The sequence below is a fragment of the Pseudomonas sp. MWU12-2020 genome (genome assembly GCF_023100605.1).
Lineage (GTDB): Bacteria > Pseudomonadota > Gammaproteobacteria > Pseudomonadales > Pseudomonadaceae > Aquipseudomonas > Aquipseudomonas fluorescens_H.
On the sequence record NZ_JALMEX010000006.1, the window covers coordinates 34,632 to 57,800 of the forward strand.

Consider the following 23,169-nt stretch of genomic DNA (forward strand, 5'->3'; position numbering starts at 1 on the left):
CAGGCCTGCGCATTTTTCATTTTCAGGGCACGCTGCCGGGGTTGGCGACCGGGTCGAGTTGCCGTCCTATCTCGCAAATCAGAAAGGCGATCGAATCGGCGTTGCGCAAGATCGTGTCGATGCGCGGGTGCGGGTTCGCCGGGTCGAGGAATGCCGTTCGCGCCTCCTCGATGGTGGGACTGCGCGTGACCTTGAGGATTTCCTTGCCGACATGCGCAAGGCCCGGGATTTCATCCAGGCTGAGCCACTCCTGAAATTCGTCACTCCAGCGCGAGAACAGCTCTTCGCGCGGCGTACCCAGTGACAAGGCCTCGCGCTGGAATCGGGTCTGGTTGTGCTTCATGGCCGCGCCGTAGCCGGTCACCGTGGAAATCAGGTCAACGAACGGGCGCCGGGCCTCAAGGCTGGCGATGTCCACGGCCTTGTTGGCCTGATGGGCCAGTTCATGGATCAACGTCGAAGCCCGTGCATGCCCTTCGACATTGAACGGCTCAGTCAGGCCGACCTTGTACCAGTCCAGATCCTGATGGAAAAACTTCTCGGTGAAATGCACTTGCTTGCGCGAGTCGTCATCCAGCACAAAAGCAATCAGGCCGGTATTGCGATAGCGGTTTGAGCCGACGACAAACCGATCACCGTCCAGCAGATCCTCGGTGGGGTCCACCAACGCCTTGCAGACCGGCACGATGGCCTGTTTGAGCTTGTCGAGAATGGCGGTATCGATCTGTTGCGCATCGAAGAACGACTTGAGAAACGTATCCAGGCGAGTGCCGCTGCCCTGGTGCCTTTGCTGCGCCAGATTGTGCAGGCAGTTAAACGCGTAGAACCGCGCCAGATCCACGGCCTCGGTGAGCATGCGTGCCTTGTCCGGGTGGCGGGCGCGGATCTGTTCCATGCCCTGAGCCTCGATGTTCAGCCAGATCCGGCGTTCGCGATCGTTGGCGTAGCGGTTGTACATTTTCGACATGGCCTTGCCCAGATGCACCGTATGTCGATCCGAGTCCAGCACCAGTTTGCCTGACGTGGTGTGTTGCAGCACCGGGCCTGGCTGTTCCGCGCCCTTGATTTGCCAGACCGCGCCCGGCTTCTCCACGGGATAGACCTTGCCGGCCACAGGCGCGTAGGTCTGCCGCGTCGCAAGATCGGTATAGGTGCCGTTCGCCGCCACCGGCGTCAGGTCTTTCAGCGCAACGTCCGTTGCCTCGAAGGGTTGCAGCGAAGTGCGTAGCGGGTCAGTGGTGTGAATGTGTTGCAGATCCGGCGCACCGAGCACGCTGGGCTGTGGAGCCGACGGCGTCAGCGCCCGGGCCTCGAGGGTCGACTCCAGTGACAGGCGCCCGAGGGAAACCATCTGCACTGTGCCAGCGATGAACGCCTCGAGTGCAAGCTTCCAGTGGTGATCCTGCAACGCCTCGGCCGAGGTCATGAAGTCCTTGAAGCTTTGCCAGAGAAACTGCACATAGGCCAGTTTGCCCGGCAGCAGGCCCCAGATCAGTTTGATCCCCTGGCTGAACAGGTTTTTCGCCGCCTCCCAGTCTTCCTGCGCCGAAGGCTGGGCGTGGCTGGCGAGCAATTTGGGCAGCAACGCGAGATTGTCGCTGAACAGCTGCCGCAGCAGGTTGCCCTGAATCGGATTCGACGCCAGGGTCATTTCACTGGTCTGGCCGACACTGCTGCTGAATAACGCCTTGAAGATCGACTGCTGAGCCTGCGGCAAACGCCGTAACAACAAGTCTTGCAGGGCGCTCGGAATGTTCAGTGCGGCGATCAGCGCGGCTTCGTTCTCGAACTCGCTGAAGGCCTGTTCACCGTGATACGGCGCATAGAGCACCAACGGTCCGACATGGCCGGCGCCCGGGCCGATCAGGTACATGCCCAGGGCTTTGACCGCCGCCGCGCCGCCGGTTTTGATCAGCTCCAGCGGGCGGATCAGCGCATGGGCACCTTGCACCGTGGCGCGGGCGATGGCGTCCGGCATGTCGAGCACTTGGGCGATCAGCCCGTAGGCGGCAGCAGACAGACGCTGCTGCAGTTTCAACTGATGGGCATGCTGCAGCAGTTGCCACGGTACTTGGCGCAGAAAACGCTGTTGGCGCTGTTCGGCCTCGGTGTCGGTGGTGGACAGGGCGGTCGTGATCTTGCTGGCGAATGTCGTGGGAATGTCCAGGGACAGCAATAGGCTCCTGACTGCCTGACGGTCGAGTCCAGTCGGCAGCGCAGCGGTGCTGTTCGACGCCACGGTAAACGCGATGTGCTGGGCGATGTGGCTGTAGTTCAAGGCGAAATCGGTGAGGCTCATGTTTGGGCCGGCCAGGGTCAGGGCCGGGATGATCCGCACTTGCTCGGGATCGAGGTTGTGCGCCTGGAACCGGGCGCCGAGCAGGGTGGTGAGGGTCTGCTGAATGTGCCCGCGCACGGTCGGCAAGGCATGCAGGTAATCCTTGTCATCGCTGACGCTGGCGCGCCATTGCTCCAGCAGCTCCAGGTGCAACTGCTGCTCCTCAAGCGAGGCCATGCCCAGCCAGCCGGGCAGGGAGTGCCGCTCGCCGAGCGCCCGGGCCAACGCACTGGCCCGCTCCAGATTGGTGTTGATCGGGATCTCGGCCAGGGATTTCAGCGCCTGCTCCTGCTTGAGCGCGGACAACTTCAATTGTCGGAGCCGATCGCAGCGCTCGAGAAACTGCTTGATCGCCGTTTGCACGCGATCCTGCAGGACATTGCCGGTAATCAGGTGCAAAGGGCCGAGGCGATAGTCCTGATGCAAACCCTCATGCAGCGGCGAGAGGTTTTCCAGCAGTACCTGACGTTTTTCCGGATTGCGCAAGCGCCGGTCCAGGGCCTTGCGGGCACTGTCAACGGAGCTGAAGGCTTCCAGGCCCATCGCCGGCGTCCACAGCACCGCACATCCCGAGTGTTGCTCATCAAGGCCGCCGCGTTCCGTCAGCAGAACGCAACTGGCCAATGGCAGCGCCTCTGTCTGGCCACTGCCGAACAAAGTCAGCGACCAGGCATCGGGGCGGAAACCATTGAGTCCTCGGCGTTGGGCGCGATCCGCCTGAGCGGGGTCGAATACGGTGTCAACGATGGCCTGGACCTGGCGACTCAGGCTGCCGTCGAGTACACGCAAGCGTGCCTCACCACAGACACCGACGAACAGCGTGTGCGCAAACTGCTGCATGAGCTGTTGCAGATAGCGGCGTTGCAGGACTTGCGAGCCGATTGGCTGCGCGGCGAAACGGCTGCTGATTGACGGCAGGATACTGGCGAATTTCCTGACTTCGGCTGCAGCAGCGTCGGCCAGCAGCATTGACGGTAACTGGCTGCCGCCGAGCACTGGCCGGGTGCTCCAGCGCCCACGGGTATCGAGGGCCAGCAAGCGATCATGGATCATCGAGCGGATGTCCAGCGCCTTGTCGAACAGCGCGGGAATGTTCACCGCGTCGTCGCTGTGGCGGAACACCTGCAAGGCATATTCGATGTTCTGTCGCTGCTTGGTGATGATCGCTTCGAACAGCACGCTGAAGATGTCGCCGGCGATCATTTCGCCGGACACATGGGGCTTGTCGAAGCCGAGAAAACGCTGGCGCTCCTCCAGGTTCAGCAAGCCATAGAGCTCGTCTTCGTGCCCGGTACTGGCGAATTTGGCGAGCAAGGTGTCCTTGAGATCGCCGTAGTCCTTGAGGATCTGCAAGCCATGGGAAGGGGTGTAAAGGCAGGCATCGGTGTGGCTGATCATGAGCGAGCCGGCCAGTTCGACGAAGTTGGCCTGGTATTCCCACAGACGCACCGTTTCCAGGGTGGCACGCCGCCCGGGGTGCTCGTTGGCCTCGATCCAGGTCAGCAAACTGTCGAATTTTTCGGCCTCGATGATCCCGGCTTCGCGTTTGAGCAGAATGTCGGCCAGGGCCTGTTGCCGGATCGTTTGACTGAACAGGCTGCGGCGCGGCATGCCGTCTGCGCAAGCGTCATTCCAGTATTGCTCAAGGTGTTGATAGAGCAGCACCAGCAGTTTGCCGGAGACGGTATTGACCGCCTGTTCCCAATGCGTCTGATCGCTGGCCAGCGCAGGTCGGCGCGGGTTGGAAAACCTGTGCGTCTGGCCCTGCGCCCAGCCGGGGTGACGATAGTGCCGGAGCACCGCGTTGGCCAGTGACAAGGTGTCGAGCCGGTGTCCCGGATCACCGGGAGCGGCGCCGGTGTAGAAGCTGACCTGCGTTTGTGCTTGATCCGCGCCGGGCATCCGGGGGCTCAGTTGCTGGTCGAGAAGCGTTTCAAGCAAGGTTCCCAAGCCAGGCAGATTCAGCAGTTCATGGAGCAAGGACTGGGCGTTGAGCTGCTGACAGTGCTCGATGGCGCTCCGTTGCTCGTCGAATATGTCGCCCTCGATGAGCTGGTAATTCACGCTGATACGGCCTTTCTCCAGCAGGCGCTTGCGCTGTGACACGGCCAGAAATGCCAGCAATCGATCCGCTTCGTCGGCCTGATTGACTCGCTGTTCGAGGTGTTCGGTCACGGCGCGGAAGGTGTCGAATTTCTTCAGGCCGTCGAACGGCGTGTACAACATGAAGCCGCGATCCTCCGGCGTGGGGCTGAGAATGAAACTGCCGGCCAGGGTTACGCTGGGCGGGTCTTCGCTGTCGAGCAGGATGCGGTGAGCCAGCATCGGCGGGGTTTGCTGGTTGCGTAACAGATGGGTCGAGAGTTGCGCGTGCGTCAGCCACCGGAAATCCTGCGACGACAGCCCATGGGCAGTGCCCAGCGCAGGCCACAGTCCAGGTGAATCCAAAAAAGAGCAGAACAGCAGCGGGGAAGCAGGTACGGGCATCATCGCGTCTCGATCAGGGCACCCTTGGGGCACCGGTGAATTGAGACGCCAGCCTAAAAGCCGAACGGGCGACTAAGGTGGTACATAGTTACCGCACAGGCGACATGCAAATGTGCTGGCTGCGTCGCGCTGCACCGCAATGGTTGACAGCACCCGTACCGGACGTGGTTAATCGGTGAGCAAGCTGTTCGTACGCTGTTGTTCCCTCCAATAATTAGTCTGGAGCTTCAGATGTCTGCGCCACACGAATCCGTGTCTTCTCCTGCGTCCACGCTCTCGCTCGAAGCGCTGACGCATCTGCTTGAAAAGATTTTTCTGCGCCATGGAACGTCGGCGTCCGTCGCCCGCACCCTGGCTGCCAACTGCGCCAGTGCCGAACGCGACGGTGCGCACAGTCATGGCGTGTTCCGCATTCCCGGCTATGTCTCGACGCTCAACAGCGGTTGGGTCAATGGTCAGGCGGTGCCGCAAGTCGAGGACGTTGCTCCCGGTTTTGTGCGGGTCGATGCCGGCAACGGTTTCGCCCAGCCAGCGCTGGCCGCCGCTCGGCCGCTGCTGGTGGAAAAGGCGCGCAATGCCGGGATCGCGGTGTTGGCGATTCGTAATTCCCACCACTTTGCGGCGCTGTGGCCGGATGTCGAGCCTTTCGCGGATGAGGGGCTGGTGGCGCTCAGCGTGGTCAACAGCATGACCTGCGTGGTGCCGCATGGCGCCGACCGGCCGCTGTTCGGCACCAATCCGATTGCCTTCGCTGCGCCCCGGGCCGGTGGCGCGCCGATTGTTTTCGATCTGGCGACCAGCGCTATCGCTCATGGCGACGTACAGATTGCGGCGCGCAAGGGTGAACGTTTGCCTGCCGGGATGGGCGTGGACAGTCTCGGTCAGGCGACCCAGGATCCGAGAGCGATTCTCGAGGGGGGCGCACTATTGCCGTTTGGCGGCCACAAAGGTTCGGCGCTGTCGATGATGGTCGAGTTGCTGGCGGCTGCGTTGACGGGCGGCAATTTTTCCTTCGAGTTCGACTGGTCGAACTATCCCGGCGCCAAGACTCCGTGGACCGGGCAACTGCTGATCGTCATCGATCCGAGCAAATCCGCCGGACAGAGTTTTGCCGAGCGCAGTCAGGAGCTGGTGCGGCAGATGCATGGGGTGGGGTTGAAGCGCTTGCCGGGTGATCGTCGGCATTTGCAGCGCGCGCGGTCGCTGGCGGAAGGGATTGTGCTGGATGAGCAGACGCTGGGGCAGTTGCGGGAGTTGGCCGGGGAATAATTGTCAGTAAACCTGTGGCGAGGGAGCAAGCTCCCTCGCCACAGGTTTACTGCCTGATCCCACAGAATGGGATCAGGCAAATGTCACTTAGCGACGACCGAGCAACAAACCTACGACCAGGCCAAAACCGGCGGAAATCGCCACGGTTTGCCACGGATGGCCGCCAATGTAGCTTTCAGTTGCTTCGACTGCCGGTTTGGTGCGCTCACGCACGCTCGACACGGAATCCAGTGCCTGTTGCAGCTTCAGGGCGATTTGGCCGCGCAGGGTCTCGGCTTCCTCACCGACCAGGGAGGCGCTGCTCTTGAGCAGTTTGTCGGACTCTTCGATCAGCGCCTGAAGTTCGCTGAATGCCTGATCCTTGATTTGGTCTTCGGCAGCTTGCACGCGGGATTTGCGGGCCATTGGGTTACTCCTTGCAGATGGATGAACAGTGATTAATGGAGTGTGGCGCTGACTGAAAAGTTGCACTGATTTTAGGTGCGAAAGAAAAACCTGCGCGGGAGATTTCCGCTGAGCGTGTAAGATGTCGCCATTTTACGCAGCAGGTATTTCCCCATGAGTTTCAATCTGGCCGACAAATCCCTCGCCGAGCGCGCTGCGCTGGAAGACGAGAAATCCCGTCTGTTCGAACTCTGGCAGAACAATCTGGGCAAAGCCAAAGGCGAAGCCGCGCGGTTGTTTGGCGAACGCTCCAAGCGCAAGGGCAAATGGGCCGAGTGGGTACGCGCCGAGCTTGATGGCATGTCCCCGCCGGAATTCGCCAACATGGTACGCAGCGAGGTCAATCGACTGATGGCGGCCAACAAGTAACAGCGCGTCAGTCGCTGTTGAAACACCCGACAATCGCCTCGCGCACCTTGATCACCACCGGATCGATCTGCGTGCTGGTGCGCCAGCCCAGTTCGATCGGGTAACGCGGCAACGCCAGCGGGCAGGGCAGCAGCGCCAGCCCGCTGAGCTCGGCAATGGCTCTGGCGGCATGGCTCGGGATGGTTGCCACCGCGCCGCTGCCCTTGAGCAGGTGCGGCAACGCGGCAAAGTGCGTGGTCGACGCGCAGACCCGCCGACTCAGGCCCAGCGCCGCCAGGCCTTCATCGGTGATGCCGATAAAACCACCGGAAGACACCAGAATGTGCTCGCGGGCAACGAACTCCGGCAAATCGATGCTCTGTTGGCCATGCGCCAGACTGCCCGGATCGACCAGGCACGCATAATCCCCTTCAGCCAATACCTGACGGCTGAGCAGACGTTCGGCGAATCCACCGGCGGTGATCGCCAAGTCGATGCTGCGCTCCATCAGCGCGCGGGCGACGATCTGGCTGTGGGTTTGGCGGAAGATCAGCCGCAGCTTGGGCGCGCTGCGAGCGATGGCTTCGATCAGGCGCCGACCGTAGGCAATTTCAAAATCATCCGACAGGCCCACGGTGACCGACCGGCCGTCGTAGTGATGAGCCGCCGGATCGACCATCGCCAGGCTTTGCCGGCATTTGTTCAGTGCCTCGCTGACTACCGGTTTCAGTTGATTGGCCTTGAGCGTTGGCGCCAGTCCCCGGCCGGTGCGCACGAACAATTGATCGCCATACACCTCGCGCAACCGGCGCAACGCTGCGCTGACCGCCGATTGCGTCACGCCCAGACGCAGCGCCGCACGGCTGGCGCTGGATTCTTCATGCAAGGCTTCAAAGACTTTCAGCAGGTTGAGGTCGACGGTTGCGATATTCATTTGGCTCATATCATTCAGCAGTGAATCGGACTTTATTCATGATCCCGTGCCGCCGCAGAATCGGCAACACATGAACCCGATGGAGTGACTGCAATGCCCAAATCAATCGTCGCCGCCCTGCAGATCGGCGCCTTGCCCGGTGGCAAGGGTGAAACCCTGGAACAGATCCTCAGTTGGGAAAGCGCGATCATCGAATCCGGCGCGGCGCTGGTGGTCATGCCGGAGGCGTTGCTTGGCGGTTATCCGAAAGGCGAGGGCTTCGGCACGCAACTGGGTTATCGCTTGCCCGAGGGGCGCGAGGCCTACGCCCGTTATTTCGCCAACGCGATTGACGTGCCGGGGGCAGAAACCGAGGCGCTGGCCGGTTTGGCGGCGCGCACCGGGGCCAATCTGGTGATTGGCGTGATCGAGCGTGCCGGCAGCACCTTGTATTGCACGGCGCTGTATTTCGATCCGCAAGCGGGGCTGGTGGCCAAGCATCGAAAACTGATGCCGACCGGCACCGAACGGCTGATCTGGGGCAAGGGCGATGGCTCGACGCTGCCGGTGCTCGACACTCAGGTCGGACGCCTTGGCGCCGTGGTCTGCTGGGAAAACATGATGCCGCTGCTGCGCACGGCGATGTACGCCAAGGGCATTGAAGTCTGGTGTGCGCCGACCGTGGACGAGCGCGAGATGTGGCAGGTCAGCATGCGCCACATCGCCCACGAGGGCCGCTGCTTTGTGGTCAGCGCCTGTCAGGTGCAGGCCTCGCCGAACGCGCTCGGCGTGGAGATTGCCAACTGGCCGGCGGATCGTCCGCTGATTGCCGGGGGCAGCGTGATTGTCGGGCCGATGGGCGATGTGCTGGCCGGGCCATTGCGCGGCGAGGCGGGGTTGCTCACGGCGGAGATTGATACCGGTGAATTGGTTCGTGCGCGCTATGACTACGATGTGGTCGGCCACTATGCGCGGCCGGATGTGTTTGAGCTGAGTGTCGATGAGCGGGCCAGACCGGGGGTACGCTTCACCGCATAACTTCAGAACTGACACATACCCTGTGGGAGCGGGCTTGCTCGCGAATGCGGTGTCACATTCAGCGATGATGTTGGCTGATCTGACGCTTTCGCGAGCAAGCCCGCTCCCACAGGGGAGACTTGTGTGTTTATTGGGTTACCACGTCGCAGCAGTGGCTTTCGGCAAACTCAGCTTGCCACTGTCGACAAACCGCATCGTGCCGAACAACCCGCCCGCCAGTTTGCCGCGCAGCACGTAGGGCAGGTTGTCGAGGGTTTGTGTCTGGCTCAGGCCGAGGGTCTGGCGCAATACCGAGAACGCGGAAACACTGACCGGCACGCTGACCACGGTTTCCGAGAAGCGCGGGATCGAGCCGACCTGATCGCTCACGCCCGAGGCCAAGGGACGGCCATTGACCTCCAGATCCAGGGCGATGCCGGTGTAGTCGATCGCGGTTTCGTTGGGGTTCTGCACCCGCAACTTGAGGGCGAAACGCACTTCCAGATCCTGACTCGGCAACGGTTCGAGGCCGACCACGTTGATGTTCACCGGATCTCGGTTGGGAAACAGCGCGCAGGCGCTCAGGGACAACAGCAGCAGGGACAGGATGACGGCGTGGACGCGGCGCATAAACAGTCTCTCAACAAAAAAGGGCTGAACCGTTGCCGGCTCAGCCCTTTTTCATGGCGCAGCGTCAGCGGTTCAACTGTGCGACCGCCGCAGCTGGTGCAGGTTCAGCTTTGGCCGGCATATCGGGGTTTTCCATGACCTGCAGAATCGACGCTTCCGGATCGAAATCGTCTTCTTCCAGCTCAATGAATTCTTCCGGCAGGAAGATATTCAGCACGATAGCGCACAACGCACCGACGGTGATCGGCGATTCGAAGATGTTGCGCAGCGCTTGCGGCAGTTCTCGCAGCACTTCCGGCACGGCGGCGATGCCCAGGCCCATGCCGACCGAGATCGCCACGATCAACATGTTGCGCCGATGCAGGCCGGCCTCGGCGAGGATCTTGATCCCGGCCACGGCCACGGTGCCGAACATCACCAGTTCGGCGCCGCCGAGCACCGGTTTGGGCATCAGTTGCAGCACCGCGCCGATCATCGGGAACAGCCCCAGCAACACCAGCAGGCCGGCGATGAAGAAGGCCACGTAGCGACTGGCTACGCCGGTCAGCTGGATCACGCCGTTGTTCTGCGCGAACGTCACCATCGGCATGCTGTTGAACACCGCCGCCATGGCCGAGTTGAGGCCATCGGCGAGCAACCCGGATTTGATCCGGCGGATGTACAGCGGGCCTTTGACCGGTTGCCGCGAAATCATCGAGTTGGCGGTCAGGTCACCGGCCGCTTCCAGCGGCGAAACGAGGAAGATCACCGCCACCGGCACGAATGCCACCCAGTCGAAATTGAAACCGTACTTGAACGGCACCGGCACGCTGACCAGCGGCACTTCGGGCATCGAGGCGAAATCCACCGTGCCCATCAGCCAAGCGACCACGTAGCCGAGGGTCAGGCCGATGACGATCGCGCCCAGGCGCAGAAACGGCACGTCGACACGGTTCAGCACAACGATAGTGCCGATCACCAACGCCGCCAGAAACACATGGCTGGCCGCGCCCAGATCCGCCGCACCGAAGCCGCCGGCGATGTCGGTCATCGCCACTTTGATCAGCGACAGGCCCATCAAGGTGATGATGGTGCCCGTGACCACCGGGGTGATCAGCATTCGCAGTTTGCCGATGAACTGGCTCAACACCACTTCGATGAACGCGGCGAAAAAGCACACGCCGAAAATCGTCGAGAGAATTTCATCGGTGCCGCCGCCCCGGGCCTTGACCATGAAACCGGCGCTGAGGATCACGCTGATGAAGGAAAAACTGGTGCCTTGCAGGCACAGCAAACCGGAGCCGACCGGGCCGAAACGCTTGGCTTGAACGAACGTGCCGAGGCCCGAGACGAACAGTGCCATGCTGATCAGGTACGGAATTTCGCTCTGCAGCCCCAGGGCGCCGCCCATGATCAGGGTCGGGGTGATGATGCCGACGAAGCTGGCCAGCACGTGTTGCAGCGCGGCGAACACGGTGGCGGTGAGGTGCGGACGGTCGTCGAGGCCGTAGATCAGATCGTTGTTGCGCGGGACTTTTTCAGAGGCGGTCATGGTGATTTTGCGCGCCGTGAGGCGGGGCCGGGTCAGAAAATGGAGGCGCAGGATGCCGGAAGAGGGCGGCGAGGGCAACGAGCAAAAATTGCCTGAAAGGTCAGGTTTTATTGGTGTTGGCGGTACCCGCGCGCACTGACACACATTGTTGTGGCGAGGGAGCTTGCTCCCGTTCGGCTGCGTAGCAGTCGTAAAACACTGTTGACTGGATAATGCAGAGGGCTGCTTCGCAACCCAGCGGGAGCAAGCTCCCTCGCCACCAAAGCTTAGAAGTCATGTAAACGCGCTGAGTAAATCCTCCTCAAACGCCTTCTGCGCATCCCCCGGCACCTGCGCCCGATGACGGGCCAGATGAAACGCCACTTCGAAACTCAATTCCCCAGGCCGCAGCGCGCGCAGCAAGCCCTTGTCCTCCCAGACGCGCGCGTAGTGATCGGGGAGATAATCGACATGCTTGCCGGAAAGAATAAAGGCCAGGGTGCCTTCGACCTGTTCCGAGCGCGCCGAAAAGCGCTTGTCCGGAAACGGCTCGCCACTGCGCATGAACCGATACGGATGATCCACCCGGTCGCAGGCCTGCAACGCCGCGTCATCCGGCTCATCCACACTGAACAGTGGATGCCCCTGCGCGCAATACAAATGTTGGGTTTCCCTGAACAGTTCGCGGTAATCGAAAGCGCTCTGCACTTGTGAGAAATAACCGATGGCCAGGTCCAGGCGCTGTTGCAGCAGCAGACGCTCCATCTCCCCGGGCATTGCGCTGATCAACTCGATGCGCACCGACTCATCGCGTTCGCGAAAGCGCCGGATAGCATCCGCCACCCGCAGCAGCACCGACTGATCAACCGCCTCGGACAAGCCCAGCCGCACCTCACCGATCAAGCGTCCGGCAACGCCGTTGGATTGATGACGGAAGGTTTCGATGGATTCGAACAGCGTGCGAATGGCGATCAGCAACTGTTCGCCCTTGGGCGTCACGCTGAAACCGCCCTTGCCGCGACTGCACAGGCGATAGCCGAGGCGGGTTTCGAGTTTGGCCATTTGCTGGCTGATACTCGACTGACTCAGGCCCAGTTCACCTTGCGCCGCACTGAAGCCGCCACATTCCGCGACCCGCACAAACAGGCGCAGCAACTGCAAATCGACGTCGTGAAGCTGACCGAGCATTACATTACTCCGGGATAAAGTCAGGTTAACAAACTTGATATTTCTGCAATGTATCCGACGGCGCATCCTGCCACCACTTCCTCCGGTCAGGTGTTCGTCATGGCTCCCGTGTTCAAACTGTGTTTTCCCGCGCTGTTGTTGTCCGTGGTCATCCAGGCACAGGCCGAGGATAAAACCCTCAACCTCTACAGTTGGGCCGATTACGTGCCGGCGCAGACCCTGCAGCGTTTCGAGCAAGAAACCGGCATTCATGTGCGCTACGACACCTTCGATACTTCCGAGGTGTTGGAAACCAAACTGCTGACCGGCGGCAGCGGCTATGACGTGGTAGTGCCGTCGTCCAGCGTGCTGGCCCGTGGCTTGGCAGCGGGCGCACTGAAGGAAATTCCCCACGAAGGCCTCAAGGGATACGCCAACCTTGATCCCGATCTGCTGGAGAAACTCGCTGCCGTCGATCCCGGCAATCGCTACGCCGTGCCCTACACGTGGGGCACGCTCGGGCTGGGGTTGAACGTCGAGGCGGTGAAAAAGCGCCTGCCGGATGTGCCGCTGAACAGCCTCGATCTGCTGTTCAAGCCCGAGTACGCGAGCAAACTCAAGGACTGCGGGATTGCCGTGCTCGATTCGCCGCAGGAAGTCATTGGTCTGGCGCTGCATTACCTGGGTAAAGATCCCTACAGCACTGACAAGAATGATCTGGCAGCCGCCGAAGCCTTGTTGCAGAAACTCCAGCCTTCGGTGCTGTATGTCGCCACCGGCCGGCAGATCAACGACCTGGCCAATGGCAGTGTCTGTCTGGCGCTGACCTACAACGGTGATGTGAGCATGGCGGCCGATCAGGCGCACAAGGCCAACAAACCGTACGAAGTCGCCTACCGGATACCCCGCGAAGGCACGTTGATCTGGCAGGACAATCTGGCCATTCCCAAGGACGCGCCGAACCCGCAAGCGGCGCGGGCGTTCATCGAATTCATGCTGCGCCCCGAGTCGGTCGCCGAGCTGACCAATACGCTGTTTTTCGCCACCGCCAACCAGGCCGCGACGCCGCTGGTGGATGAGGCGGTGCGCAACGATCCGGACATCTATCCGCCCGCCGAGATGCGTGAGCGCTTGTACGCCGACCGCAGCATGAGCCTCAAGGACATGCGTCAGCGCACGCGTCTGTGGACCACTTTCCGTAGCCATCAATAACAAAAGGAGCACACCGATGGACGTGCCGATGCTCAACGACCAAGCCCTGACCCGTGACAGCCTGTACGGCACTGCCGCCGAAAGCACCTACGCCGGGATCACCAGTTTCATGCGTCGCCGCTACAGCCGGGATTTGCGCGGCGTCGACGTGGCGGTCAGCGGGGTGCCGTTCGACACCGCCACCAGCAACCGCCCGGGCGCACGCTTCGGGCCACGGGGAATTCGCGCCGCGTCCACCGGGATTGCCTGGGAACGGCATTGGCCGTGGACATTCGATCCGTTCGATCATCTGGCGGTGATCGACTACGGCGATTGCGACTTTGATTACGGCTCGCCGCATACCATCCCGGAAAGTATCGAGGCCCACGCCGAGCGCATTCTTGATGCCGGTAGCGCGATGCTGACGTTTGGCGGCGACCACTTCATCACCTATCCGCTGCTCAAGGCTCATGCACGCAAACATGGTGCGCTGTCGCTGATCCACTTCGATGCGCACAGCGACACCTGGCCGGACGAGGGCGGCAAGCGCGTCGATCACGGCACCATGTTCTGGCATGCGGTCAAGGAAGGGCTGGTGGATCCGTCGCGTTCGGTGCAGATCGGTTTGCGCACCACCAATGACGATCACCAGGGGTTTGCGGTGCTCGATGCCCGACAAGTGCATCGACGTGGCTGCGAGGCGATTGTCGAGGCGATTCGCGCACGGGTCGGCGACCACCCGGTGTACCTGACGTTTGATATTGACTGCCTGGATCCGGCCTTTGCACCGGGTACCGGCACTCCGGTGTGTGGCGGGTTGAGCACGGTGCAGGCACTGGAAATTCTTGGCGGTTTGCGCGGAATCAATCTGGTGGGCATGGACGTGGTGGAAGTGGCGCCGGCGTATGACCATGCAGACGTGACATCGCTCGCAGCGGCAACGCTGGCGATGGAAATGCTCTGCCTCTACGCCGCCCGACACAAAGTCGACCGCTGACACCCCACAAAGCCCAAGTGGGAGTGGGCTTGCTCACGAAAGCGGTGTGTCATTCAACGATGATGTTGGCTGCCCCGGCGCCTTCGCGAGCAAGCCCGCTCCCACAGGGGGTTGTATTCCAAACAGTTGCTGCACGCTGTTTTGAGGTCGCGAGATATGCAGTCGATCTTCGACTCCCCACAAAGCCCACGTGGGAGTGGGCTTGCTCACGAAAGCGGTGTGTCATTCAACGATGATGTTAGCTGCCCTGGCGCCTTCGCGAGCAAGCCCGCTCCCACAGGAGGTTGTATTCCAGGCAGTTGCTGCACGCTGTTTTGAGGTTGCGAGATATGCAGTCGATCTTCGACTCCCCACAGGGGGTTGTATTCCAGGCAGTTGCTGCACGCTGTTTTGAGGTTGCGAGATATACAGTCGATCTTTGCCCCCCCACAAAGCCCATGTGGGAGTGGGCTTGCTCACGAAAGCGGTGCGTCATTCAACGAAGATGTTGGCTGCCCCAACGCCTTCGCGAGCAAGCCCGCTTCCACAAAAGGGCACCTGTTTTTCAGGGACATCGTGGCATACTGCCGCGCATGACTTTCGACTCTCCCTTAAGCGCCTGGCAACACGCGATCGAGCACAAGGGTTTCATCCAGGATGAAGCCCAGGAGCACGCGGTCTGGGCCCTGCAAAAATGCCATGAAGCCTTGCACGCCGGCGCCCGTTCGGTCACGGGCGTGTACTTGTGGGGCCCGGTCGGGCGCGGCAAGACGTGGTTGATGGATCAGTTTTATCAGAGCCTGCGGGTGCCGGCCCGACGTCAACACTTTCATCATTTCATGGGCTGGGTGCATCAGCGCTCGTTCCAGCTCACTGGCATCGCCGATCCGTTGCGGGCATTGGCCAAAGAGTTGGCGGCGGAAGTACGGGTGTTGTGCTTCGACGAACTGTTCGTCAATGACATCGGCGACGCGATCATTCTCGGGCGGCTGTTTCAGGTGATGTTCGACGAAGGCGTGGTGGTGGTCTGTACCTCCAACCTGCCGCCGGACGAGCTCTACGCCGATGGCTTCAACCGTGATCGGTTTGTCCCGGCGATTGCCGCGATCAAGGCGCACATGCAAGTGGTGGCGGTGAACGGTGCCGAGGATCATCGCCTGCATCCGGGCGCGGGTCAGCAGCGCTATTTTGTCGCTGCGCCGGGACAGGGCAGTGCTCTGGAGCAGGTCTTCCAGTCACTCAACGCCGGGCAGTCCGCCAGCGCCGAGCCGGTGCCCGTCGGCCATCGAGTGCTGAACGTGGTGCAGGCCAGTGCGACGGTGCTCTGGTGCCGCTATGCCGATCTCTGCGAGCAACCGTTTGCCGCAATGGACTTCATCGCGCTGTGCGACAGCTATCGATCTATTCTGTTGAGCGACGTGCCGAACCTCAGTGCGCAAAAACGCGAAGGGCGAATCGCCCGTGGTACCGAAGACGGCTCGGCGCAGGTGGTGGCCGGTGACCGCGAACTGCCGCAGCTGTCGGTGCACGACGACGGTGTACGCCGCTTCATTGCCTTGGTCGACGAGTGCTACGACCGTAAGGTCCCGCTGTACATCGAGGCTCAGGTGCCGATGGAAGCGCTGTACACCGAGGGTTACCTGGAATTCCCGTTCCGGCGCACCCTCAGCCGTTTGCAGGAGATGCAACTGCAGCGTTTTGCCGAAGCCTGAGTGAGGAGGGCGCACTCACCACCTCGCTTGACCAGGCCGAACCAAGGCACTGATATGCGAGCAGTGACGCCCTTTTTGTTCTTCCCGGGTTGTCGCCCACAACAGGCTCGCGTTAAGGTCGAGCAGCCTTTCAGGTGCGCACCTTGCACGCCGGGGCCACGACCGGGGATGGAAATGGATTCCACAGAAATTCTTGTGCTGCAAGCCAGCTACACCAATCCAGTGCACGCCGAAGCCATCGGCATCGTGCTTAATCATTACGCGGAAGATCCCATGGGCGGCGGCCATTCGATTGCCCCCGAGCTGCTGCGTCGCCTGCCTGAAGAGTTGGCGCGCAGGCCGCACGCGTTCAGCGTACTGGCGTTCGTCGGCGGTGAGCCGGCAGGGCTGGTGAATTGTTTTGAAGGTTTCTCGACGTTCGCCTGCAAACCGCTGGTCAATGTTCACGACGTGGCAGTGGTGAACAAATTTCGCGGCCTCGGGCTGAGCCAGAAGATGCTGCGAAAGGTCGAGGAAATTTCCCGTCAGCGCGGCTGCTGCAAGATCACGCTGGAGGTGCTGGAAGGCAATGCGGTGGCGCAAAATGCCTACAGCAAGTTCGGTTTCGCCCCGGGGATGTTCGACCCGGATCATGGCCGCATGCTGTTCTGGATCAAGAATCTGCCGACATAAAAAAAGGCGCCCGGTCAGGGCGCCCAACTGTCATCTCCGAGGCCAGAGCGGAGCCATCGGAGGTCCATCGGTTGCTCAATGAATCAGTTGCGATAAGACTCGGTGACTTGCGCGGTCTGGTCGTTCGGAACCTTCAGTTCCGCAGCTTTGCTATCGCTCTGCTGTTCGTTTTGCGCGTGGTGGACCGGGAAGTTGTCGTAGTAATGTCGCATGCGTTCGGCGCCGCCTTCGGCAAAGGCGCTGGCGGAGCCGAGGGCGAGTAGCCCGGCGAGAATAGCGGTGGTGGTTTTCATGGTGCCTCCTACTGAAAAACGTGGGAGCCGTTCGTCCATGAAGCAGATCTCGAAGCACAGTGTCCCGGGTGGAAATTAACTCGGGGTTAAGCGACGCTCTTCGCGCCGATGGCGTGGGCATTCAACCGCAGGAAATGTTCCCCGATAGCACCGACCTCGGTGAAAAGCTGCGCGCAACGTTTGCCCAATGAACGGCGGCGGGTATGCTGATGGCCTGCCGAGGAGATAGAAATGGCCTACGATTTTGACCTTTATGTGATTGGTGCTGGTTCCGGCGGTGTACGCGCTGCGCGTTTTGCCGCCGGTTTTGGCGCGAAAGTGGCGGTAGCCGAGAGCCGTTACCTGGGAGGCACCTGCGTCAACGTTGGCTGCGTGCCGAAAAAACTGCTGGTGTACGGCGCGCATTTCGCCGAAGACTTCGAGCAGTCGTCCGGCTTCGGCTGGAGCCTGGGTGAAGCGAATTTCGACTGGGCGACGCTGATCGCCAACAAGGACCGCGAGATCAATCGCCTCAACGGGATTTATCGCAACCTGCTGGTCAACAGTGGCGTGACCCTGCACGAAGCCCACGCGAAGATCGTCGGCCCGCACGAGGTCGAGGTCAATGGTGAGCGTTTCACCGCGAAAAACATTCTGATTGCTACCGGTGGCTGGCCGCAGATTCCGGAAATTCCGGGGCACGAACACGCGATCAGTTCTAATCAGGCGTTTTTCCTTAGAGAGCTGCCGAAGCGGGTGCTGGTGGTCGGTGGTGGTTACATCGCTGTCGAGTTCGCCGGGATTTTCCACGGTCTGGGTGCGAACACCACACTGCTGTATCGCGGTGATCTGTTCCTGCGTGGCTTCGATGGCTCGGTGCGCAAGCATCTGCAGGAAGAACTGACCAAGCGCGGCATGGATCTGCAATTCAACGCCGACATCGCGCGTATCGACAAACAGCCAGACGGCAGCCTGAAGGCGACTCTAAAGGATGGTCGCGTACTGGAAGCCGACTGCGTGTTCTACGCCACCGGGCGGCGTCCAATGCTGGACAACCTGGGCCTGGAAAACACCGATGTGCAGCTCACCGACAAGGGCTTCATCAAGGTCGACGAGCAGTACCAGACCAGCGAACCGTCGATTCTGGCGCTGGGTGACGTGATTGGTCGCGTGCAACTGACGCCAGTGGCCCTGGCCGAAGGCATGGCGGTGGCACGGCGCTTGTTCAAGCCTGAACAGTACCGTCCGGTGGATTACAAGATGATCCCGACTGCCGTGTTCAGTCTGCCGAACATCGGCACTGTCGGTCTGACCGAAGAGGAAGCGCGGGAGGCGGGCCACGAGGTGGTGATTTTCGAGAGTCGCTTCCGCCCGATGAAGTTGACCCTGACCGAGTGTCAGGAGAAAACCATGATGAAGCTGGTGGTCGACGGCAAGACCGACAAAGTTCTCGGCTGCCACATGGTCGGGCCCGACGCGGGTGAGATCGTCCAAGGCTTGGCGATCGCGCTGAAGGCTGGCGCGACCAAACGTGACTTCGACGACACGATCGGGGTTCACCCGACGGCCGCCGAAGAGTTCGTCACCATGCGTACGCCGGTCGGCGCTTAAGTTTCCTTCGCTTTGGCTGTGTCTGGCGCTGCCGCAACGGTAGCGGCCAGACGCAAGCTATCCTCGAGGCTGGTCTGAGTCTTGGTCAGTTCCTTTTCCAGTGACTGATTGAGCAACAGCTGTTCGTCAATGTTCTGTTTCAGCGTCTGACTTTCCAGCAGGGCCACGCGCAAGCGTTCCTGGAGGAGGGTGCGTTCGTTGTCGACGCGAGTCGCTTGCTCCAGCAACTGATCCTGACGCTGATTGCTGTGCTTGAGCTGATCCTGTACCAGGCTCAGCTCGCGCTGGGTGCCACGGTTTTCGGTGAGCAGGCGCTCGTTGTCACGGTGCAACTGGGTGATCTCGTCCTGACGTACCAGCGCACTTTGTTGCGCCTGGCGCAATTCCATCTGCAATTGCTGGAGCTGCCCTTCGTGACGGGCCTGTTCCTGCTCGCGCTGCTCTTTGCTGGCGTTGCGGTAATGCTCAAGGGCATCGCGGGCGTGCAGGTGTTTCTCTTCCAGTGAGCGGATCTGCTCGTCCTTGTCCTGCAGGCGCAACTCGAAATCGGCCAGTGCCTGATTGAGTCCGGCGTTGCGGGTTTGTTCGGTCTGCAACATCGAGCGGGTTTCTTTCAGTGCCTCGGATTCCCGTGCCAGTGCTGCGCCTTGAATGTCGTGCTGTTGTTCCAGTTGCTCGAGTGCCTGGCGCACCTGCTTGAGTTCCGCTTCCAGGGTTTCGCGCTGCTCCTCGAACTGCTCGCGCGCTTGTTCGATCGGCTCTTGCGCCTGTTCTTTCAGGCGCTGGGCGAGACGCGAGACCAGTGCGGTCAGCTCGTCATTGATCGGTTCGGCAGACGCTTCGACCGGTTGGCTGCCGTCATCCAGCTCTTTCAGATAGCGATGGATCGTGGTTTTCGAACCGGTGTTGCCCAGTTCGATGCGTACTGCATCGATGCTGGGGTGTTCGCCCCGGGCCAGAATCGCTGCACGCGCGATCTGCACCACTGCTTTGTTTACGCCACCACGGGCCATGTGAACTCCTACCGTTTCGTACTGTGGTACATGCCACCAAAGTACGCAGTGTACCACGCTGAAAATAAAGTTAAATGCTTGATTAATCAAAGGCGGGATATACTGGTATTACCCAATGTCAGATGCCTGAATTGGTTTTTTCATCCCGAAATCAGTACGCCTGCGAGAACACTGCCCATGAGCGAGATCGATCGCTATCTGCAAGCCGCCACCCGTGACAACACCCGCCGCAGTTATCGTTCGGCGATTGAGCATTTCGAAGTGAAGTGGGGCGGGTTCCTGCCGGCGACGGCCGACAGCGTGGCGCGTTATCTGGTCGAGCACGCCGGCGTGCTGTCGATCAATACGCTGAAGCTGCGCTTGTCGGCGCTGGCGCAGTGGCACAACAGTCAGGGTTTTGCCGATCCGACCAAGGCGCCGGTGGTGCGCAAGGTCTTCAAAGGCATTCGGGCGCTGCATCCGGCGCAGGAAAAACAGGCCGAACCGCTGCAGCTGCACGATCTGCAGCAATTGGTCGACTGGCTGGAGCAGGAAGCCAGCAATGCCAGACAAAATCAGGATCGCCCGCAGTTGCTCAAGGCCTATCGCGATCGGGCACTGATCCTGTTGGGGTTCTGGCGTGGCTTTCGCAGTGATGAGTTGTGTCGTCTGCAGATCGAGCATGTGCAGGCGCACGCCGGCAGCGGCATCACTCTGTATCTGCCGCGCAGCAAGGGCGACCGCGACAACCTCGGGCAGACGTATCAGGCGCCGGCGCTGCTCAAGCTGTGCCCGGTGCAGGCCTATATCGACTGGATCACCGAGGCGGCGCTGGTACGCGGTCCGGTGTTTCGCGGCGTCGACCGCTGGGGACATCTGAGCGATGAGGGCTTGCACGCCAACAGCATCATTCCACTGCTGCGTCAGGCGCTGGAACGCGCCGGCATTCCGGCCGAGCGCTACACTAGCCATTCCCTGCGCCGCGGCTTCGCCACCTGGGCGCATCAAAGCGGCTGGGATCTGAAATCGTTGATGAGTTACGTTGGCTGGAAGGATATGAAGTCAGCCATGCGCTATGTTGAAGCCAGCCCCTTTCACGGGATGGCTCGGATTACGGACAAGCCGGCTTCGTCGTAGATATCGTTTTCTTCTATTAATACAGTCAGCTAATAGCGAAAACAAATCAGCAGCATCAGGTTTGCCAATGAGCCATCCGTCGAGTGAATGGGTAGGATTCACCCATCGAATTCACAACCCTGACGGAGAGTCATCAATGCCTATCATCAACAGCCAAGTAAAACCGTTCAAAGCTACCGCGTTCAAAAACGGCGACTTCGTACAAGTCTCGGACGCTGACCTGAAAGGCAAATGGTCCGTAGTGTTCTTCTACCCAGCCGACTTCACCTTCGTTTGCCCAACCGAGCTGGAAGACCTGGCCGACAACTACGCTGCGTTCCAGAAACTGGGCGTGGAAATCTACAGCGTTTCGACCGACACCCACTTTGCTCACGCTGCCTGGCACAACACTTCGCCAGCGATCGGCAAAATCGAATACACCATGATCGGCGACCCGACCCACGTCATCTCCCGCAACTTCGACGTGCTGATCGAAGAAGCTGGCCTGGCTGACCGTGGCACCTTCGTGATCAACCCTGAAGGCCAGATCAAAATCGTTGAACTGAACGATGGCGGCGTTGGCCGTGACGCTTCCGAGCTGCTGCGCAAAATCAAGGCTGCTCAATACGTTGCTGCTCACCCAGGCGAAGTTTGCCCAGCCAAGTGGAAAGAAGGCGAGGCCACTCTGGCTCCGTCCCTGGACCTGGTCGGCAAGATCTAAGTCTGTGACGCACGCAACACAGGGCGGGACTCCGCACCTACTTCAGTAAGCTGCACCGCCCATTAAAAAAGCCCGGGCGAGATTCGCTCGGGCTTTTTTTCGCCTCGAATAAAGACACAGGAGATCGCCCGTATGTTGGACGCCAATCTTAAAGCCCAGTTGAAATCGTACCTGGAACGGGTCACCCAGCCGATCGAGATCGTTGCTTCCCTCGACGACGGTGCGAAATCCCGGGAAATGCTTGACCTGCTGAAAGACGTTGCCAGTCTTTCGAGCGAGATTACCTTGATCGACAGCGGCACTGATGCCCGCAAGCCGTCGTTCTCGATCAATCGTCCGGGTGCCGACATCAGCTTGCGTTTCGCCGGCATCCCGATGGGCCACGAATTCACATCGCTGGTGCTGGCCCTGCTGCAAGTCGGCGGCCACCCATCGAAAGCCAGCGCCGAAGTGATCGAGCAGATCCGCTCGCTCAAGGGCGAGTTCAGCTTCGAAACCTACTTCTCGTTGTCGTGCCAGAACTGCCCGGACGTGGTTCAGGCGCTGAACCTGATGGCCGTGCTGAACCCGAACATCCGTCACGTCACCATCGACGGCGCGCTGTTCCAGGACGAAGTCAACGATCGCAAGATCATGGCTGTGCCGAGCATCTACCTCAACGGTGAGAACTTTGGCCAGGGCCGCATGGGTCTGGAAGAAATCCTCGCCAAGCTCGACACCGGCGCCATCGAGCGTCAAGCCGAGAAGATCAGTGCCAAAGAAGCCTTTGATGTGCTGGTGGTCGGCGGTGGCCCGGCCGGTGCTTCGGCCGCTATCTATGCCGCCCGTAAAGGCATCCGCACCGGGGTCGCGGCCGAGCGCTTCGGCGGTCAGGTGCTGGACACCATGGCCATCGAGAACTTCATTTCCGTGCAGGAAACCGAGGGCCCGAAACTGGCCACGGCGCTGGAAGAGCACGTCAAACAGTACGACGTCGACATCATGAACCTGCAACGCGCCGACAAGTTGATCCCGGGCAAGAACGGCGAGCTGCACGAAGTCCACTTCGCCAGTGGCGCGACCCTGAAAGCCAAGAGCGTGATTCTGGCGACCGGCGCACGCTGGCGTGAAATGAACGTGCCAGGCGAGCAGGAATACCGCAACAAAGGCGTGGCGTACTGCCCGCACTGCGACGGTCCGCTGTTCAAAGGCAAGCGTGTGGCGGTGATCGGCGGCGGTAACTCCGGCGTTGAAGCGGCCATCGATCTGGCCGGTATCGTCTCCCACGTGACCCTGCTGGAGTTCGACGTACAACTGCGTGCCGACGCGGTACTGCAACGCAAACTGCACAGCCTGCCGAACGTCACCGTGATCACCAGTGCGCAAACCACTGAAGTCACCGGCAATGGCGAGAAGGTCAACGGCCTGCGCTACAAGGATCGCAAGACTGACGAACTGCGCAGCGTCGAGCTGGAGGGGATCTTCGTACAGATCGGTCTGCTGCCGAACACCGACTGGCTCAAAGGCACCATCGAGCTGTCGCCGCGCGGTGAAATCATCGTCGACAACCGTGGCGAAACTTCGATCCCAGGAATCTTCGCGGCGGGCGACGTGACCACTGTGCCATACAAGCAGATCGTGATTGCGGTGGGCGAGGGCGCCAAGGCATCTCTCAGCGCGTTCGATCACTTGATCCGCACTTCGGCTCCGGCGTAAACGTCAGTCGCTGAAACGAAAAAACCCATGAGCGATCATGGGTTTTTTTATGCCTGACACAAATCCAATTGTAGGAGCGGGCTTGCTC

Annotated in this window: 19 protein-coding genes; 11 read left to right on the forward strand and 8 right to left on the reverse strand. The window is 60.8% G+C overall.

The window, feature by feature from the left end:
* Positions 1-22: 22 nt before the first annotated feature.
* Complete coding sequence (locus tag M0814_RS15400) at positions 23-4,828, reverse strand: DUF6543 domain-containing protein (RefSeq protein WP_103483326.1); 4,806 nt, start codon at positions 4,826-4,828, stop codon at positions 23-25.
* Between the two features lie 228 nt (positions 4,829-5,056).
* On the opposite strand from M0814_RS15400, the gene M0814_RS15405 reads away from it, so the two are divergent.
* Entirely contained in the window at positions 5,057-6,094 is a 1,038-nt protein-coding gene (locus M0814_RS15405) for an Ldh family oxidoreductase (protein WP_103483327.1), read from the forward strand.
* Between the two features lie 87 nt (positions 6,095-6,181).
* Here M0814_RS15405 and M0814_RS15410 read toward each other — a convergent pair whose 3' ends face one another.
* The gene (locus tag M0814_RS15410) at positions 6,182-6,499 is read right to left on the reverse strand and encodes a DUF883 family protein (RefSeq protein WP_003224594.1); all 318 of its coding nucleotides are present in this window, start codon (positions 6,497-6,499) and stop codon (positions 6,182-6,184) included.
* 153 nt (positions 6,500-6,652) lie between these two features.
* On the opposite strand from M0814_RS15410, the gene M0814_RS15415 reads away from it, so the two are divergent.
* Positions 6,653-6,907, forward strand: coding sequence for a hypothetical protein (locus M0814_RS15415; RefSeq protein WP_003224595.1), 255 nt, complete (start codon positions 6,653-6,655; stop codon positions 6,905-6,907).
* Positions 6,908-6,914: 7 nt separating this feature from the next.
* Here the strand turns inward: M0814_RS15415 and M0814_RS15420 are convergent, their stop codons facing one another.
* The gene (locus tag M0814_RS15420) at positions 6,915-7,829 is read right to left on the reverse strand and encodes a LysR substrate-binding domain-containing protein (RefSeq protein WP_103483328.1); all 915 of its coding nucleotides are present in this window, start codon (positions 7,827-7,829) and stop codon (positions 6,915-6,917) included.
* Positions 7,830-7,913: 84 nt separating this feature from the next.
* Here M0814_RS15420 and M0814_RS15425 point away from each other — a divergent pair, with 84 nt between their 5' ends.
* Positions 7,914-8,837: a carbon-nitrogen hydrolase family protein gene (locus tag M0814_RS15425; RefSeq protein WP_103483329.1), complete on the forward strand. Its 924-nt coding sequence runs from the start codon at positions 7,914-7,916 to the stop codon at positions 8,835-8,837.
* Between the two features lie 135 nt (positions 8,838-8,972).
* Here M0814_RS15425 and M0814_RS15430 read toward each other — a convergent pair whose 3' ends face one another.
* The 3 genes from M0814_RS15430 to M0814_RS15440 form a co-directional block, all read right to left on the reverse strand.
* Complete coding sequence (locus tag M0814_RS15430; RefSeq protein ID WP_103483330.1) at positions 8,973-9,446, reverse strand: LEA type 2 family protein; 474 nt, start codon at positions 9,444-9,446, stop codon at positions 8,973-8,975.
* A 64-nt stretch (positions 9,447-9,510) separates the two neighbouring features.
* A complete protein-coding gene (locus M0814_RS15435; RefSeq protein ID WP_103483331.1) occupies positions 9,511-10,977 on the reverse strand; it encodes a nucleobase:cation symporter-2 family protein in 1,467 nt (488 codons plus the stop codon).
* Between the two features lie 273 nt (positions 10,978-11,250).
* A complete protein-coding gene (locus M0814_RS15440; protein ID WP_103483332.1) occupies positions 11,251-12,144 on the reverse strand; it encodes a LysR family transcriptional regulator in 894 nt (297 codons plus the stop codon).
* A gap of 99 nt (positions 12,145-12,243) precedes the next feature.
* Here M0814_RS15440 and M0814_RS15445 point away from each other — a divergent pair, with 99 nt between their 5' ends.
* The 4 genes from M0814_RS15445 (at position 12,244) to M0814_RS15460 (ending at position 16,674) form a co-directional block, all read left to right on the forward strand.
* Positions 12,244-13,335, forward strand: coding sequence for a polyamine ABC transporter substrate-binding protein (locus M0814_RS15445; RefSeq protein ID WP_103483552.1), 1,092 nt, complete (start codon positions 12,244-12,246; stop codon positions 13,333-13,335).
* Between the two features lie 16 nt (positions 13,336-13,351).
* The gene (gene speB / locus M0814_RS15450) at positions 13,352-14,311 is read left to right on the forward strand and encodes an agmatinase (protein ID WP_103483333.1); all 960 of its coding nucleotides are present in this window, start codon (positions 13,352-13,354) and stop codon (positions 14,309-14,311) included.
* 572 nt (positions 14,312-14,883) lie between these two features.
* Positions 14,884-16,002, forward strand: a complete 1,119-nt coding sequence (zapE, locus tag M0814_RS15455) for a cell division protein ZapE (RefSeq protein ID WP_103483335.1) — start codon at positions 14,884-14,886, stop codon at positions 16,000-16,002.
* A 174-nt stretch (positions 16,003-16,176) separates the two neighbouring features.
* Complete coding sequence (locus M0814_RS15460; protein ID WP_003224610.1) at positions 16,177-16,674, forward strand: GNAT family N-acetyltransferase; 498 nt, start codon at positions 16,177-16,179, stop codon at positions 16,672-16,674.
* 83 nt (positions 16,675-16,757) lie between these two features.
* On the opposite strand, the gene M0814_RS15465 is transcribed toward M0814_RS15460, so the two are convergent.
* Positions 16,758-16,967, reverse strand: a complete 210-nt coding sequence (locus tag M0814_RS15465) for a hypothetical protein (RefSeq protein ID WP_003224613.1) — start codon at positions 16,965-16,967, stop codon at positions 16,758-16,760.
* Between the two features lie 231 nt (positions 16,968-17,198).
* Between M0814_RS15465 and gorA the strand changes: the two genes are divergently transcribed.
* On the forward strand, positions 17,199-18,557 hold the full coding sequence (gene gorA / locus M0814_RS15470; RefSeq protein WP_103483336.1) for a glutathione-disulfide reductase: 1,359 nt from the start codon (positions 17,199-17,201) through the stop codon (positions 18,555-18,557).
* Here the strand turns inward: gorA and M0814_RS15475 are convergent.
* Complete coding sequence (locus M0814_RS15475) at positions 18,554-19,570, reverse strand: DNA-binding protein (RefSeq protein WP_103483337.1); 1,017 nt, start codon at positions 19,568-19,570, stop codon at positions 18,554-18,556. The two genes, gorA and M0814_RS15475, sit on opposite strands and share 4 nt — an antisense overlap.
* Positions 19,571-19,747: 177 nt before the next feature.
* On the opposite strand from M0814_RS15475, the gene M0814_RS15480 reads away from it, so the two are divergent.
* From M0814_RS15480 to ahpF, 3 genes are all read left to right on the forward strand, one after another.
* The gene (locus tag M0814_RS15480; RefSeq protein ID WP_103483338.1) at positions 19,748-20,686 is read left to right on the forward strand and encodes a site-specific integrase; all 939 of its coding nucleotides are present in this window, start codon (positions 19,748-19,750) and stop codon (positions 20,684-20,686) included.
* Between the two features lie 136 nt (positions 20,687-20,822).
* Positions 20,823-21,386: an alkyl hydroperoxide reductase subunit C gene (ahpC, locus tag M0814_RS15485; protein ID WP_003224621.1), complete on the forward strand. Its 564-nt coding sequence runs from the start codon at positions 20,823-20,825 to the stop codon at positions 21,384-21,386.
* Between the two features lie 132 nt (positions 21,387-21,518).
* Positions 21,519-23,081: an alkyl hydroperoxide reductase subunit F gene (ahpF, locus tag M0814_RS15490; protein WP_103483339.1), complete on the forward strand. Its 1,563-nt coding sequence runs from the start codon at positions 21,519-21,521 to the stop codon at positions 23,079-23,081.
* The last annotated feature ends 88 nt before the right edge of the window (positions 23,082-23,169 follow it).